Origin of the sequence: Aerococcus loyolae, assembly GCF_002871915.2 — a bacterium.
Lineage (GTDB): Bacteria > Bacillota > Bacilli > Lactobacillales > Aerococcaceae > Aerococcus > Aerococcus loyolae.
The window spans coordinates 119,116-132,511 of record NZ_CP126958.1 but is presented as its reverse complement, the minus strand read 5'-3'; the positions used below and the strand labels follow the sequence as shown (position 1 = coordinate 132,511).

Here is a 13,396-nt window from a genome sequence, read left to right as displayed (position 1 = left end):
TTCTCAATACCGCCTGGTGAAATAATTCTTCGGAAAGGCGCTTTTTTATACTTTTCTCCCACTTTGTTTTATCCTTATTTAAAAGTCCCAAATCGAAATTTCTGATAGAAAGGCAGATGTTTTGTGTCCATCACTATTCGCCATCGTTGGCTCGGCACCATTCCTTTATTGGAGTGCGCGCCCAAAGACCAGGTCCATGACGTCTTACCTCTAATTATTTATTACCACGGTTGGCGGTCACACAAGGAATTAAACCTCACCGCCGCTCGCCGCCTGGCCCGCTTAGGCAGCCGGGTCATTGTTCCTGATGCCGCTAACCACGGCGAGCGCCAAGTCCCGGTCCAAGGCATTCCTTCGCAGACCTTCTGGCAGAGTATCCAAAGCAATCTTTTTGAATTTGCCTATATCGTCAACTTCTTTCAAGAACGCCAGCTGGCCAATGACCAAGTAGCGGTTGCCGGAGTATCAATGGGTGGGATGACCAGCTTTGCCCTCCTAAGCCAACACCCTGAGATCCAAGCAGCAGCGGTCCTCATGGGAACACCCCAACCGCTAGCCTATGCTGAGCGTTTATACCATCATGCCCAAGCCGCTCAGCGTTTCATGCCTGATGATTACTTTGACCTCATCGCCTGGCTAGAAAATTATGACCTGTCTAGACACAGTGAGCGCTTAGGCCAACGTCCCTTGTTTATCTGGCACGGCCGCCAAGACCAACGCGTACCCTTTTCCCAGACGGAAGCCTTTGTTAAGCAAAATCCCAAGGCCCATATCCATTTTCTAGCTGAAGACGCTGGCCACCTGGTGGATATCGAGACCACTAAAGCCATGGTTGAGTTTTTCGATCGCCACTTTATTGAAAAGGATTCTTCTTCCATTCAGCGTTGATCAGATCAAACTGTTATGTCTCTCCCCGGATCCGTGTTACTATGAAGTCAACTTCAAGCAGTCTGACAAAAAAGAGAAAGGAAAGGTTCAATGAAAACCTATAAGTTATCTAATAGTGTTGAAATTCCTGCCATCGGTTTTGGTACCTGGAAATTAGAAGGCGACATGGCGGTCAATGCGGTCTCCTATGCCTTGGAAGTGGGTTACCGCCATATCGATACTGCCCAGTACTACGGGAACGAACGCGAAGTGGGACAAGCCATCAAACAGAGTCCCGTGCCCCGGAAAGACATCTTCTTAACCACAAAAGTTTGGAACGATAAAGTCGGTTACGAAGATACCCTAGCTTCCTTTGAAGAATCCTTAGAGAAATTGGGGACTGACTATGTCGACCTGCTCCTCATCCACTGGCCTAATCCCAAGCCTTACCGAGAAGAACCCGGCTATAAAGAACGGAACGCCGAAGTCTGGCGGGCTCTAGAAACTATCTATGAAAAAGGCCAAGCCAAGGCCATCGGGGTCTCTAACTTCCTCCCCTACCACCTAGATGCCCTCTTAGAAACGGCTAAGGTTATCCCTATGGTTAACCAAATTAAGTTAACCCCAGGACTCACCCAAGACGAGATCGTGAAGTATTGTAAGAAACATAACATTCTCTTAGAAGGTTATAGTCCGCTGGGGTCAGGTGAAATCTTCGACAATGAGGAAGTCCAAGCCATTGCCCAACGGTTAGGTTACTCCGTGGCTCAAATCGCCCTGGCCTGGTCCTTGAACCATGGCTTTGTGCCACTTCCGCGGTCAAAAACCCCAGAAAATATCAAGGCCAACTTAGATGTCTTTGATATCCAACTGACCGCCCGCGATGTGGAATTACTGGATACAGTCGCTGACATCGAAGCTCCCGATCCTGATAGTAAACCCTTCTAGAAGACAGAAAAAAGCGTTAGACCCACGATTTGGGAATAACGCTTTTTTTGTGCTTAAATTAAGTTTTGCTGGCCTAAACTAATCTTCAGTCACTTGGACCACTTGACGGTCAAAGGGGTCTTTGGAGAAGCCTTGGTCAAGGATCTTCTTGGCCCATTCTTGGGCACCAAAGAGGGAATGATCCCGGTAGTTCCCACAAGAAACGGCTTCAGTTCCTTGCACATCGGACCAATCGCTCTTAATGATGTCCCGTAAAACTTTAGTATAAGCTACCGCCACTTCTTCTGGCTCCGCTTGGCCCCACATGATTAGATAGAAACCGGTGCGACAGCCCATTGGGGATAGATCAATCACCCCATCCAGATAGTCACGGATATAAGCCGCTGACATATGTTCAATGGTATGGAGGGCTGCAGTAGGAATCGCTTGTTCATTAGGTTGAACTAAACGAATATCAAACTTGGTAATTTGGTCACCATGTTGACCCTCTTCACGACCAGCCACCCGCACATAAGGGGGTTTTACTTTGTTGTGGTCTAAATCAAAACTTTCAACTTTTGCCATATTTCCACGCTCCTTTATCACTTTCATTATTAATAATAACACAGGCAGTGATAATGAGCTATGGGTCTAGCTGGGACTAGGGCAAATGACTTTGCCGCAAGAGCATTTGGGGTTGGATTAGGATTTTACTTATTTAAGATAGTCAAGAGCTTGGTGGGCTGCCATCCGTCCTGATCCCCAGGCAAAGGCACAGGTAACTCCTTCGATATCAGAGTATGAATTATCATACATACCGGAAGCGTTGGCCCCAACAACATAAACCCCATCAATGACTTGTTCATTTTCACCAATTGCTCGGCAGTATTCATCCACTTCAATCCCACCAATCGTTCCTAGGACAGCTGAACGTACCTTGATGGCATAGAAAGGACCTTCTTCTACCTTAAATTGTAAGAGACGAGCATCTTTATTAAAGATTGGGTCATAGCCATCTTCAACCGCTTGGTTATAAGCTTGGACATTGTCCTTAAAGTTCTCTACCGGAACACCCATTTTTTCCGCTAAGTCTTCTAAGCTGTCCCCTTTAAGTACATAGCCATCATCCATAGCTTTTTGCCAGTCAGCGTCTAGGTTTTCTAAGGGACCGGTCACCGCTTCGCAGCTTCTTTGCGCTGAAACTTGGGCTGGATTATCCAGTTGATCAGCATCTAAGTTATCTATAAAGTTGCGCACTGCCCCGTAACGGGTATAAGCGTTAATCATAGGCACCTTCTCTGATTTGAGTTGGTCTAAAGTGGCTTGGTCCACAATGGAGAAGTATTTTCCATTTTGTTTCATGGTCACGTTCCCCCATAGGACACTATCATAAACAGCCTTTTCATCAGTGAAGCGCTCCCCACGACGGTTTACCCAGAGCAAGGGAAGGGAATAGATTTGGTTGATGGAATAATTGCCCTTTTCGCCACCAGCAGCTTCAAAGGTTGGGTAGACACAAGCATTATGGTTTTGGAAGTTAGCAATGGCTCTAACTTGGCCACCTACTTCGTGAACCATGCGAATACCGTCACCGGTCGCTTTCCATTCTCCGGCGATGAACCAGTCACTCACGTCTTGATCGACATACTTTTCAACCATCTCTTCATTACCGATAAAGCCCCCATCAGCCACAAAGACGGTCTTTGTGGCTACCTCGATATCCTGACCATCTTGTTCATAGACGACCCCAGCTAATTGGTCATTATTCATAATTAACTTTTTAGCAGCGGCTTTGGTCTCTACTTGACCGCCTTTTTCTTTGAGATATTCCACTAAGCGGTCAAAAGAATCGTACTTATCGACAAACATATGGTAGGTGCCTGGATCTTCCCAGTGATAGTCTTGAATATTCCCAGTAAGGACGGTCTTCATCCCGTGGTCTTCTAACCATTCAATGGTATCGGCTGATTGGTTAACGAAGTTTCTCACCAAACGACCATTATTCCGCCAGTGCGACCATTCCATTAAATGTTTAAAAGCCTGGTCTTTGGTCGAATAAAAGCCTGCATTGCGTTGATGTTTGGATTCTACCGCAAAGATTCCTTCGGCAGCCCACTTGCTGGCGCCGCCCCAGTCTTCACCTTTTTCTAGCACTAAGACTGATTTACCTGCTTCCACCAATTCTACAGCAGCTGAAAGCCCTGCCCCACCTAAACCGATCACCACGGCATCATAAGTTTTAGTCGTCATTTTTATTCCTCCTTATAAGCATTGTTACTTCATTCACATATATTGTAAGCGTTTGCTATAGGATGAGGAAGAGGGTAAAATGTATGATAGTCGAAATAATATTTCGGGAGGGACGAAATGAATTTTCAACAATTAAATTACTTTCAAGAAAGTGTCGAAAGAAAAAGTTTCCAAAAAGTGGCAGATAATAATTTTGTTAGTCAACGAGCCGTATCAATCAGCATCGCAAAATTAGAGGAAGAAATTGGTTTCCAATTATTTGTCCGCGAGAAGAACCGTATCCATCTCACCCCGGTAGGACAGCGTTTCTATAACTACGTCAAAGACATGATCAATAATTTAGATACCACGATTCATTTACTCCAAGGAGAGGATAAAGCCCTATATCAGTCACTCAATATCGGTTACCACTCCCCTTTTGAGGGTTTACTAGTCACCCAGCACATCATTCAAACCAAAGAACAATTAGATGTCCAATTTTCCATCCATGAACAAGCCATCGAAAACTTAATATCCGATGTGAAATTTGGTCTCATTGATATCGCTTATTTGATTGTTTATCAAAACAACCCACTAAAACTCGATGATAAGCGTTTCAAATTAAAAACGATTTATTCAGATAATATTTTAATGGGAATCAGTAAAAAGAACCCGATCGCCCAAGGAAAGTCCTTTCCTCTAGCTGCTTTCAAAGATTACCCCATCCTGTTCTACACATCAGAGGATTCCACCTATATCCAAGAAGGTTTCCTCAGGTCTATCGAAATTCCCTTCAACCAATTACAAATCCGTCGCGAACAGAGTTTCCAGCACATTCAAGTGCTTGTCGCTACTGGCCAGGCTATCGCCCATTACTGCGGTGGACTGATTGACCTGCCCCTTCAAAATGAAATCAGCTACCTCCCCATCGAAAACCGTCCTAGCCCCTATTCAGTCCAATTAATTTATCTCAAGAACTCCCCTAAGATTGATTTAATCAAAAAATATCTAAGGACTCTTAGAAATAAAAAATGAGTCTGGGACAAAAGTCTACGGACTATAAAAAAAGAGAATCTACAAATTACTTAAGCGTGATTTGTAGATTCTCTTATTTTCTTGCTTTTATTTTGCTATATTTTTTCAAATTATTGGCCATGAAGGCCAATCCAACATCAGTTTTAACCTTTGTTTTCCCTCTGAGGTTAAATCGAGTGAACCCTAAAATAGCCTTTATCTGGCCAAAAACTGGTTCAACGTCAATTTTCCGTTTGAAAAAGAGCCTAGATCCTTCTTCAGATAAAAGCTTCTGTGTTTCTATATTCTTTAATTCCTGATAGTTTTTATTATAGTAAAGCGCCTTTTGCGGCGCATTTTCTGGATCCAAAGGCTTATAAACCTGAATTTCAGAAATATAACCACTCATTTTATTTTTTCGTTTTTGGAGATGACTAAAGAAATAAACCGTGCCATCAGGATGTGTAAAAGTATTACTTTGCTTATCGTAACTCCAATTATCCATATTTTTAGCTGATTTTTTATGTTTCTTTTTCTGCTCTTTATCAAACCGATTATATTTAATCAAGTGGTTAATTTTATGGTTATCTAAATAAGTAAGGTTTTCTTCGCTACCATAACCAGCATCAGCTACAATGCATTTCGGGGAATTAGGAAAACTTTCAACAAAGGGTTGTAAAGTCCGCGTATCCGTCGGATTGTGGAAAATATCATAATGAAGGACAAATTGGTTTTCAGTCGCTACTTGGATATTATATCCCGCTTTCAATTGCCCATTCATCATATGGTCATCTTTCATTCGCATGAACGTAGCATCAGGATCTGTTTTTGAATAGCTATTTCTTCCGTTAAATGTTTCAAACTGTTTGGCATACTTTTGTTTGCGAGGTAGAAAATCTTGACTCACTTTACGGTAATGTTTTTTCAAACGACGACGTTCTTGTTTACGTTGATCTGGCCCTTTTACAGGAGTTTCCTCAATATCTTCAGTGAGTTTATCGATTTCTTCCTTAAGCACTTTAGATATCTCTTGAAGCATCGTTTCTTCTAGATCTAAATTTTCATCATATTGGATGCCAGCATCAACCATCGGTTGAATTTCATTAAAGTAATATTCACGTGAGGTCACTTTTAATCGCTCTGCATATTTTTCAGTTGCCTTTTTCCAAACAAAAGAATATTTATTGGCATTCGCTTCAATTTTAGTTCCATCTATAAAGCAATTTTCTAAATGAATTAATTTCTCTAACTTTAACTGAGTGGTAAACTCAACGAATAGATTTTCTAATAAAGATCTGCAATTTTCTGAAGAACGGAAGCGATTAATCGTTCGATAGCTAATAACTTGTTGAGCGACTAGCCACTGCATGGGTAAATTTTCAACCATCAGTTCCTCTATTTTTCTTCCGCTAAATACGCCTTTACTATAAGCGTATAGAAGTGCCATGATTAAAGGTTTTGGATGATAGGCAGGACGACCGTCCTGCGTACTGAAGCTTTCAAAGTATTTTTCATCCAGAGATTCAATAAAATTATAGATTGAAAATACAATATGATCTGGATCGATACATGCAGATAATTCTAGTGGAAGTGTTGTTTGATTCATGTTATATTGTATGTACATAAGAAGCACCCCTTAATCTTTAGTGTGGTTACTAATATTATAACAGGGTGCTTTTTTAATACCTAATTTTAAGTAAAAGGGTTAAGAAATTAGTGAAAACTAACTTCTTAACCCTTTTTGTTTTGAGGCTTTTGTCCCAGACTCATTTCAAAATACGAACCTTCTAATCAAAATGTGTTCCAAAAGTCAGCCCTGACGTCCACTTCACGAACTATGTGCGATAGGCTTGCGCCTATCTTCCATAGTTTGTTTCAGTTGCTATAGCTGTTCGAAGCGTAAGCGAGTTGCAGATATAGTATGCGTAGCTCTTCAGGGCTCTTTTGACTTTTGTCACACTCTCATCGGTATGGTATGCCAAATAAAACTTTTTAGTCTAGCATGCTAGCTGGGACTAGGGCAAATGACTTTGCCGCAAGAGCATTTGGGGTTGGATTAGGATTTTTTGATAGGGGGCTTGGGGATCCTTCAAACGCTCTAACAACCTTTCCACTGCGACCTGACCGATTTCTTCAGTTCTCACATCCACACTAGTCAGTTGTGGGGTCGTCACTTCCCCATAGGAATCACCGTTGATGGATAGGAGTGGCAGATCAATGTTTAAATCTTGCATGACCCCTAAAAAGCCAAAGGCGATGGGATCATTGGAACAGATGATAACATCAGGCAAGGCCTCGCTTTGACTAAAGAATTTCTTAGCGGCTTGTGTGCCGGAATAGGAACTTTGTTTGATGGAAATAATTTGTTGGCAGTCAATGGTCGGGTACTTCGGCAAGATAGCCCGTAGGATTTGTTCCTTACTACTCATCAAATGGGCCTGGTCAATTTCCTCACCAGACACATAGACTAAGGAATGATAACCTTCATCAGCGACCTGGTCTAGTAAAAGTTCCATGGCTTTTTCAATATCATAGGCCACCTGATCCATGTGATCAGGGAAAAAATTCATTAAACAAACCGTAACAATGGGACAATTGTGGTAAGAAGTAAGGATCTCTTTTTGCTCTTCCTGAGTAAAATTGCCCAATAAAAGGATGCCATCAAAAGTCCGTTTAAATTTCTTTAAGCGACTAATAGGAACAAAATAACAGCTGTAACCATATTCATGAACGATGGACTCGATGCCAAAACGCATATTAAAATAGTAGGCATTGTCAATATGGTCGCGGAAATGGTCATCTTTATGGATAACGAGAATATCATAGGCATAGCTACTGACGCCACGAATGGCATAGTTCATGGCCTGCGCCACAGCATTAATCTCTTGACGGGTAGAGCTTTTAACGGATAGGGTAGGATCTTCTCTCAATACTCTAGAAATCGTTGATACAGAATAACCTGTTGCCTTGGCAATATCCTTTAAAGTTGTCATCTACTCACCTTCAACACCTTGATCTAAATATCGTCACTGATTGCTTGATAACCTATCACTTGATAATTGTCGTTTTCTGGGACTTCAACAAGGTCATGGTCAGCGAAATAATTGATGATTAAATTAGGAATGTCGGTAGTCAGTTCTTCTAGGACCTTATCTCTAGAGAAATGCGGGAAGTTACCGCCTCCCGCCATCCGATATTGGTTAATGGCTAGGTATAATTCATCATCATCTTTAACTTCTTGCCCCTGATAATCGAGTTGAACAATCCGCTGGCCTCGGTCTTTAGACACATCAATCGTGTAGTCAATCCCAGAATAAATATCATAGTTATAAACTTCAACTTTAGGATTGAGGTAGTCCTCACTAATTACTAGCTTGCCTTGGTCATCTAAGGCAAAATATTCGGCATTTTTTTCCAAGTTTTCTCTTAATTCTTTACCGGTAAGTTTAATCTTACATAAACCGTTAGAGAAAGGATAATTAATCACCAAATCACGCACAGTAACTTCTTGCTTCAAACCATAAACATCCAGGTTAAAGACTGAAGAAGCTGAAATATCCGTCCCTGCAGCTTCCATCTGAATTTTATTGGTCAAGGCAAAATAAGGATGCCCCTCAACTTGAGCTTCAAAGAAATTATCCACTAAGGCGGGTCGAGCCAAGTGCCCTAGGGGCTGGTCAAGCCAGTCTTGAATCTTTTCATTATCCTCTGCCAGAAGTTCTTCTAGCTCTTGGTCAGCCGGCTGGTCAGCGAGTGAATGTAATTGGCAGGTCTCCACTCTCTTTTTCAGCTGACCATCTGCATCTTTATCCAACTCTAAAATGACTTCGCCATATTTTTGCGCCCGAAAGCCTGGTTGAATGATGGGTATTCCCTGCCATACGGTCGCAATCTCACGGTGTTGGTGCCCGGTAAAGAAGGCATCAATCGGTAACCCACTGGTTAACAGGGCATAGCCTTCGTTTTCTCCGGTCAAGTCCTCTTCCGGTTGGCCGGTCTCCAAATTGCATTCAAAGCCCCCATGGTAGGTAATGAAGATAAGATCACAGTGTTCGCTTTCTTTCATAAATGGGATATAATATTGGGCCGTCTCTAGGGCGGACTTAAATTCTAAGCCCGCAATATTTTCTTCCTTCTCCCAATGAGGAATATACTGGGTAACCAATCCCAAGACACCAATTCGAATATCTTCACATTGAAAAATCCGATAGGGCTTATGGCAGAAAACCTCTCCATCTGAAATCACGTTAGCCAAAGCCATCGAATCAGGCATATGGCTAATGGTGTTCTTTAAGTAATCTAAGCCAAAATTAAATTCATGGTTACCCAGGGTCCAGACATCAGGCTGGACATAATTATAGACCTGGCTAGATATCTTGGCATAGTCATGATGGCTTTCCTCATAGTTGGTCAGAGGCGAGCCCTGAATCATATCCCCACTTTCCAGGTAGAGGAGATGCTCTTCTTGGCGACGCTTGGCCTTTAAAACACTGGCGAAACGGGATAAGCCGTTAGCCGTCTTTTTATCTCTTGCTTGAAAACTTTGGGTTGAAAAATGTCCATGAACATCACTCATGGCGAGTAAAGTTAATTTCATGCTTGTCCTTTCTAAAAGTGACCATAGGCGAGGTATTGACGTAGGCGGGTAGAAATGGCTTCCACTAAGAAGACCAGTAAGATTAAAGCAATTAAAATGGCACCCACTTGGTTCCAGCGATAAGAGTTAATCGCAAATAATAAGGGAGCCCCAATCCCACCAGCACCAACCAAGCCTAGGGTAGTTGCATCTCTGATATTCATATCGAAACGATAGATTAAAGTCGATAAGAAACTAGCCGATAACTGTGGAATAATACCAAACATGATCTGGTCCATGGTGGTCGTTCCCATGGCGCGAAAGGCTTCCAAGATGTCGGTATTTAAATCGGCAATGGTTTCTGAAAAGAGCTTGGTTAACATCCCAATTGAAGTAAAGGTCATTGTTAGGACCCCCGCAGCTGGCCCAGGACCAGTGACCCGGATAAACATCAATCCGTATACAATGGCTGGGACGGTCCGAAGCATCATAATCACCACTCGGAAGATTGCGGCTAGCCAAGCGGGGACCACATTACTGGATGATAAAAAAGCTAAAGGTAAAGAAATGATACCACCAATTAAGGTCCCAACAAAAGCAATACAGACGGTTTCAAATAATAAAAACCATAAACCACTGGAAGAAAAATCCGTCAACATAGCCATATCGGGATGGAGCACCCCAGAGATGATTTCTCCCGCTACAGCCCAACCGTCTTGGCTATAATTGGAAAAATCAATTACACTGGATGACCAAAATAATACCAGCAGCACAAGGACAGTGATGACTCCCTGAATGGCACGGTAATTTGGCTCTTTGTCTAATACAGTTTGAATTGAATCTGTCACAGCTAGCCCTCCTAACTAATCTTGCGCCGAATATAACGGCTTAAGTTCTCGATGATGAAAACAGTTATCAATAGGACAAAGAGAATGGTCCCCACTTTTTCATAATCACGCCAACCAATATTTTCATTAATGAGTAAACCTAAACCGCCGGCGCCCACGTAACCTAAGATCGAGGCATAACGCACATTCCCTTCAAAGTTAAAGAGGGCGGTGGACAGATAGAAAGGCATAATATTAGGAATCACCCCTTTTAAAAAGGCAAAAGGACGGGTATAGCCCATGGCAATCATGGCCTCAAAGGCGCCTAAATTAGTGGTTTCAATTTCTTCATACAAGAGCTTACCCACATAGGAAAATGAAAACAGGAAGATCGCTACCGTACCCGCTAAAGTCCCTAGACCAAACAAATAAGTCGCGATCAAGGCAGAAACTAAGGTTGGAATAGTACGAATAATGGTAAATAGCACCTTAACCAACCAGTTCACTGGCGCAAAATGGACCATGTTGGATGAGGCTAAAAAGGCAAAGGGTAAGGCAACTGCTGCCCCAGCAAATGAGCCAAATAATGACATCTTAATGGTATCCATCAAGGGTTTAATGACATCAGATAGATAGGACCAATCCGGTTGAAAGAGTTGGGCAACGATAGTCGTTAACTGGTGGCCCCGTTTTATAATGTCAGCGAAATCAAACTCGGTTACCTCTAAGGCAACATATAAAGCAATAGCTAAAACTAATACAATCACTGGCGTCCATGAGCGTTTTTCTTTAAATACCTTTCCAGAAGCCAGTTGATATTCTTTTCGTTTAAACACTTTAATCCCCCTAAGACTTCTTGTAAATCGTATCTAAAATCTCTTGATTAACCTCACTACTTGGACCATAATAAACAATCTTTCCGGCATTAATCCCGATCACACTATCGGCATAATCAAGGGCCATATCGACATCATGGATATTAATTAAAATGGTAATATCTTGACTTTGATTAATATTTTTAAAGTAATCCATCACCTGCTTAGAAGAAATCGGGTCCAGACTGGCCACTGGTTCGTCAGCTAAAATAATCGATGGTTCCTGAACCAAAGTTCGCGCTAGGGCTACCCGTTGTTTTTGTCCACCAGACAATTGGTCGACCCGGTCATAGGCCTTGTCAAGGATATCGACACTTTCTAGGGCTTCCAGGGCTTTGACCTTTTGCTCTTCTGTAAACAGAGAAAATAGTTTCTGATGCCAGGCTAAGTCAGGTAAAAAGGCATTGAGTACATTATTTAAGACCGTGGTCTTTTCCACCAGGTTAAAGGATTGGAAGACCATGCCGATATTTCTCCGGAATTTTCTTAATTGGCTACCTTCTAGGGCAGAAACATCCCTATCGTTAACGGTTAATTTACCGCCGTTAATGTCATGCATTTTATTAATGGTACGAATTAAAGTCGATTTCCCAGCTCCGGATTTCCCCACAATGGCGACAAAACGACCATTGGGAATTTCTAAATTAATATCATCTAAAGCCTTTAATCCACCTTCATAAACCTTATCCACATGTTCAAATCGAATCATTTTTTATTCCTTTCTCCAAAATATGATCGTTCACAACAGCTAAAACAAAAGATTTATTCACCATAAGCAGAAATAGGAAAAGTGCATTCAACCAATCTTTAGCCATTGATCGAAGCACTTTTTTATCCTAATAACTTATTCGTAAACTCAAAATAACCATCGAGTTATTGTCTCAATTAATTCATTTCTTGCACTAATTTTTGGGCTTCACGTTCGGTGTCATAGTCAGATGGTTCGGCCTTTTCATAACCTTCGTGGGTGTAAACAGCAATAATTTCTTGGCCTTCCTCTGTTTGGGCAATATTGATGAAGGCTTCCTGTAAGGCTTCAGCTAATTCAGGAGTCATGTTTTCAGAGTTCTTGGATACGGAAATGGTATCGTTCATCATTGGTTTAGTGACCCCAATCACTTGAACTTCTTTCCAGATGTCATCACTACCACCGAGTTGTTCTTGCCATTTATCTTCATTATCCAAACGGGCATCCGCATAGGTGACCATGACATCTACTTGACCAGATGCTAAACGGGCAAAAGCTGAAGCATAGGAGTCCGCTTGAACCACATTATCTAAGTCGGTAATATTCTTACCATAGTTATCTTGTAACCAAAGGGATGGATAGATGTAACCCGCTGGAGAAGAAGTCCCCATCACTGACCAGTTTGCTGAATTAAGGTCTTCCCAGTTAAGTTCTTCGCCATTATTTACCTTTTCGGCTAATTCTTGACCTTTTTCACTTGGTCCCGCTAAGATTAGGCCGTGATAGTAAGTCACTTGGTCGTCTACTTTGGTTACCGGTTCTTTATTCCAGTCTTGAGGATTTTCCCCAGTAACCGAAAGTCCGCCACGAGTTGCGGTTAAGATCGGTTCGATACCTTCTTCATAAAGCACATAGGTCCCACCAGGAATAAAACCAACGTCAGTCGTTCCAGCCTCTAAAGCTTCACCGGTCGCTTCATAACTGGTTCCCACGTTGATGTCGACATTATCAACAGTAAACCCTTGTTTTTCTAATTCTTCCTTCAAAATGTCTTTCAAAGGATCAGTGACCGTAATAATTTCTTCAGGGTCACGGGAAGGAACGAATTCTACTGATAAAGTATCAATATGATTACCTGCCTCAGCTGAATCCCCACTCTCTCCACCTTCATTACCACAAGCTGCCAAACCAAAAGCGGTTAATACACTTAAACCACTCAATAGCCATTTTTTGATACTCATTTTATCCTCCTTGTAGGCTGTTTGTTTAATTACTCTTACACCTAAAGGATCTCATACTTATATAAAAATACCGTCAATTCAAAGTATAGTTTTTGTAAATTTTCACATGTTTTAGTAAAAATTTTTACCTCTTAATAAATTTCCCAACAAAA

12 protein-coding genes are annotated in these 13,396 nt (G+C 41.9%); 3 read left to right on the top strand and 9 right to left on the bottom strand.

From position 1 onward, the window contains the following. The first annotated feature begins 123 nt into the window (after positions 1 to 123). Both CJ190_RS00540 and CJ190_RS00535 read left to right on the top strand, forming a co-directional pair. Complete coding sequence (locus tag CJ190_RS00540) at positions 124 to 888, top strand: alpha/beta fold hydrolase (protein ID WP_064293310.1); 765 nt, start codon at positions 124 to 126, stop codon at positions 886 to 888. 90 nt (positions 889 to 978) lie between these two features. Continuing rightward, positions 979 to 1,815 (top strand): aldo/keto reductase, encoded by an 837-nt coding sequence (locus CJ190_RS00535; protein WP_064293309.1) that lies wholly within the window; start codon positions 979 to 981, stop codon positions 1,813 to 1,815. A gap of 78 nt (positions 1,816 to 1,893) precedes the next feature. On the opposite strand, the gene CJ190_RS00530 is transcribed toward CJ190_RS00535, so the two are convergent. Beyond that, complete coding sequence (locus tag CJ190_RS00530) at positions 1,894 to 2,379, bottom strand: S-ribosylhomocysteine lyase (protein ID WP_064293308.1); 486 nt, start codon at positions 2,377 to 2,379, stop codon at positions 1,894 to 1,896. Positions 2,380 to 2,508: 129 nt separating this feature from the next. After that, positions 2,509 to 4,044 (bottom strand): FAD-dependent oxidoreductase, encoded by a 1,536-nt coding sequence (locus CJ190_RS00525; RefSeq protein ID WP_064293235.1) that lies wholly within the window; start codon positions 4,042 to 4,044, stop codon positions 2,509 to 2,511. Between the two features lie 117 nt (positions 4,045 to 4,161). On the opposite strand from CJ190_RS00525, the gene CJ190_RS00520 reads away from it, so the two are divergent. Further along, positions 4,162 to 5,058, top strand: a complete 897-nt coding sequence (locus tag CJ190_RS00520; RefSeq protein WP_070597886.1) for a LysR family transcriptional regulator — start codon at positions 4,162 to 4,164, stop codon at positions 5,056 to 5,058. A 73-nt stretch (positions 5,059 to 5,131) separates the two neighbouring features. Here CJ190_RS00520 and CJ190_RS00515 read toward each other — a convergent pair whose 3' ends face one another. From CJ190_RS00515 to CJ190_RS00485, 7 genes are all read right to left on the bottom strand, one after another. Beyond that, entirely contained in the window at positions 5,132 to 6,661 is a 1,530-nt protein-coding gene (locus CJ190_RS00515; protein WP_102723068.1) for an IS1182 family transposase, read from the bottom strand. Positions 6,662 to 7,052: 391 nt separating this feature from the next. Then, positions 7,053 to 8,030: a LacI family DNA-binding transcriptional regulator gene (locus CJ190_RS00510; protein ID WP_064293307.1), complete on the bottom strand. Its 978-nt coding sequence runs from the start codon at positions 8,028 to 8,030 to the stop codon at positions 7,053 to 7,055. Between the two features lie 23 nt (positions 8,031 to 8,053). Beyond that, positions 8,054 to 9,634 carry a bifunctional metallophosphatase/5'-nucleotidase gene (locus CJ190_RS00505; protein WP_064293306.1) on the bottom strand — a complete coding sequence of 527 codons (1,581 nt, stop codon included), beginning with the start codon at positions 9,632 to 9,634 and terminating at the stop codon, positions 8,054 to 8,056. Positions 9,635 to 9,645: 11 nt separating this feature from the next. Next, the gene (gene phnE, locus CJ190_RS00500) at positions 9,646 to 10,461 is read right to left on the bottom strand and encodes a phosphonate ABC transporter, permease protein PhnE (RefSeq protein ID WP_064293305.1); all 816 of its coding nucleotides are present in this window, start codon (positions 10,459 to 10,461) and stop codon (positions 9,646 to 9,648) included. An 11-nt stretch (positions 10,462 to 10,472) separates the two neighbouring features. Beyond that, entirely contained in the window at positions 10,473 to 11,276 is an 804-nt protein-coding gene (gene phnE / locus CJ190_RS00495) for a phosphonate ABC transporter, permease protein PhnE (protein WP_180754113.1), read from the bottom strand. A 10-nt stretch (positions 11,277 to 11,286) separates the two neighbouring features. After that, entirely contained in the window at positions 11,287 to 12,024 is a 738-nt protein-coding gene (phnC, locus tag CJ190_RS00490) for a phosphonate ABC transporter ATP-binding protein (protein WP_064293303.1), read from the bottom strand. Positions 12,025 to 12,200: 176 nt separating this feature from the next. Next, positions 12,201 to 13,244, bottom strand: a complete 1,044-nt coding sequence (locus CJ190_RS00485) for a phosphate/phosphite/phosphonate ABC transporter substrate-binding protein (RefSeq protein ID WP_064293302.1) — start codon at positions 13,242 to 13,244, stop codon at positions 12,201 to 12,203. Positions 13,245 to 13,396: the final 152 nt, after the last annotated feature.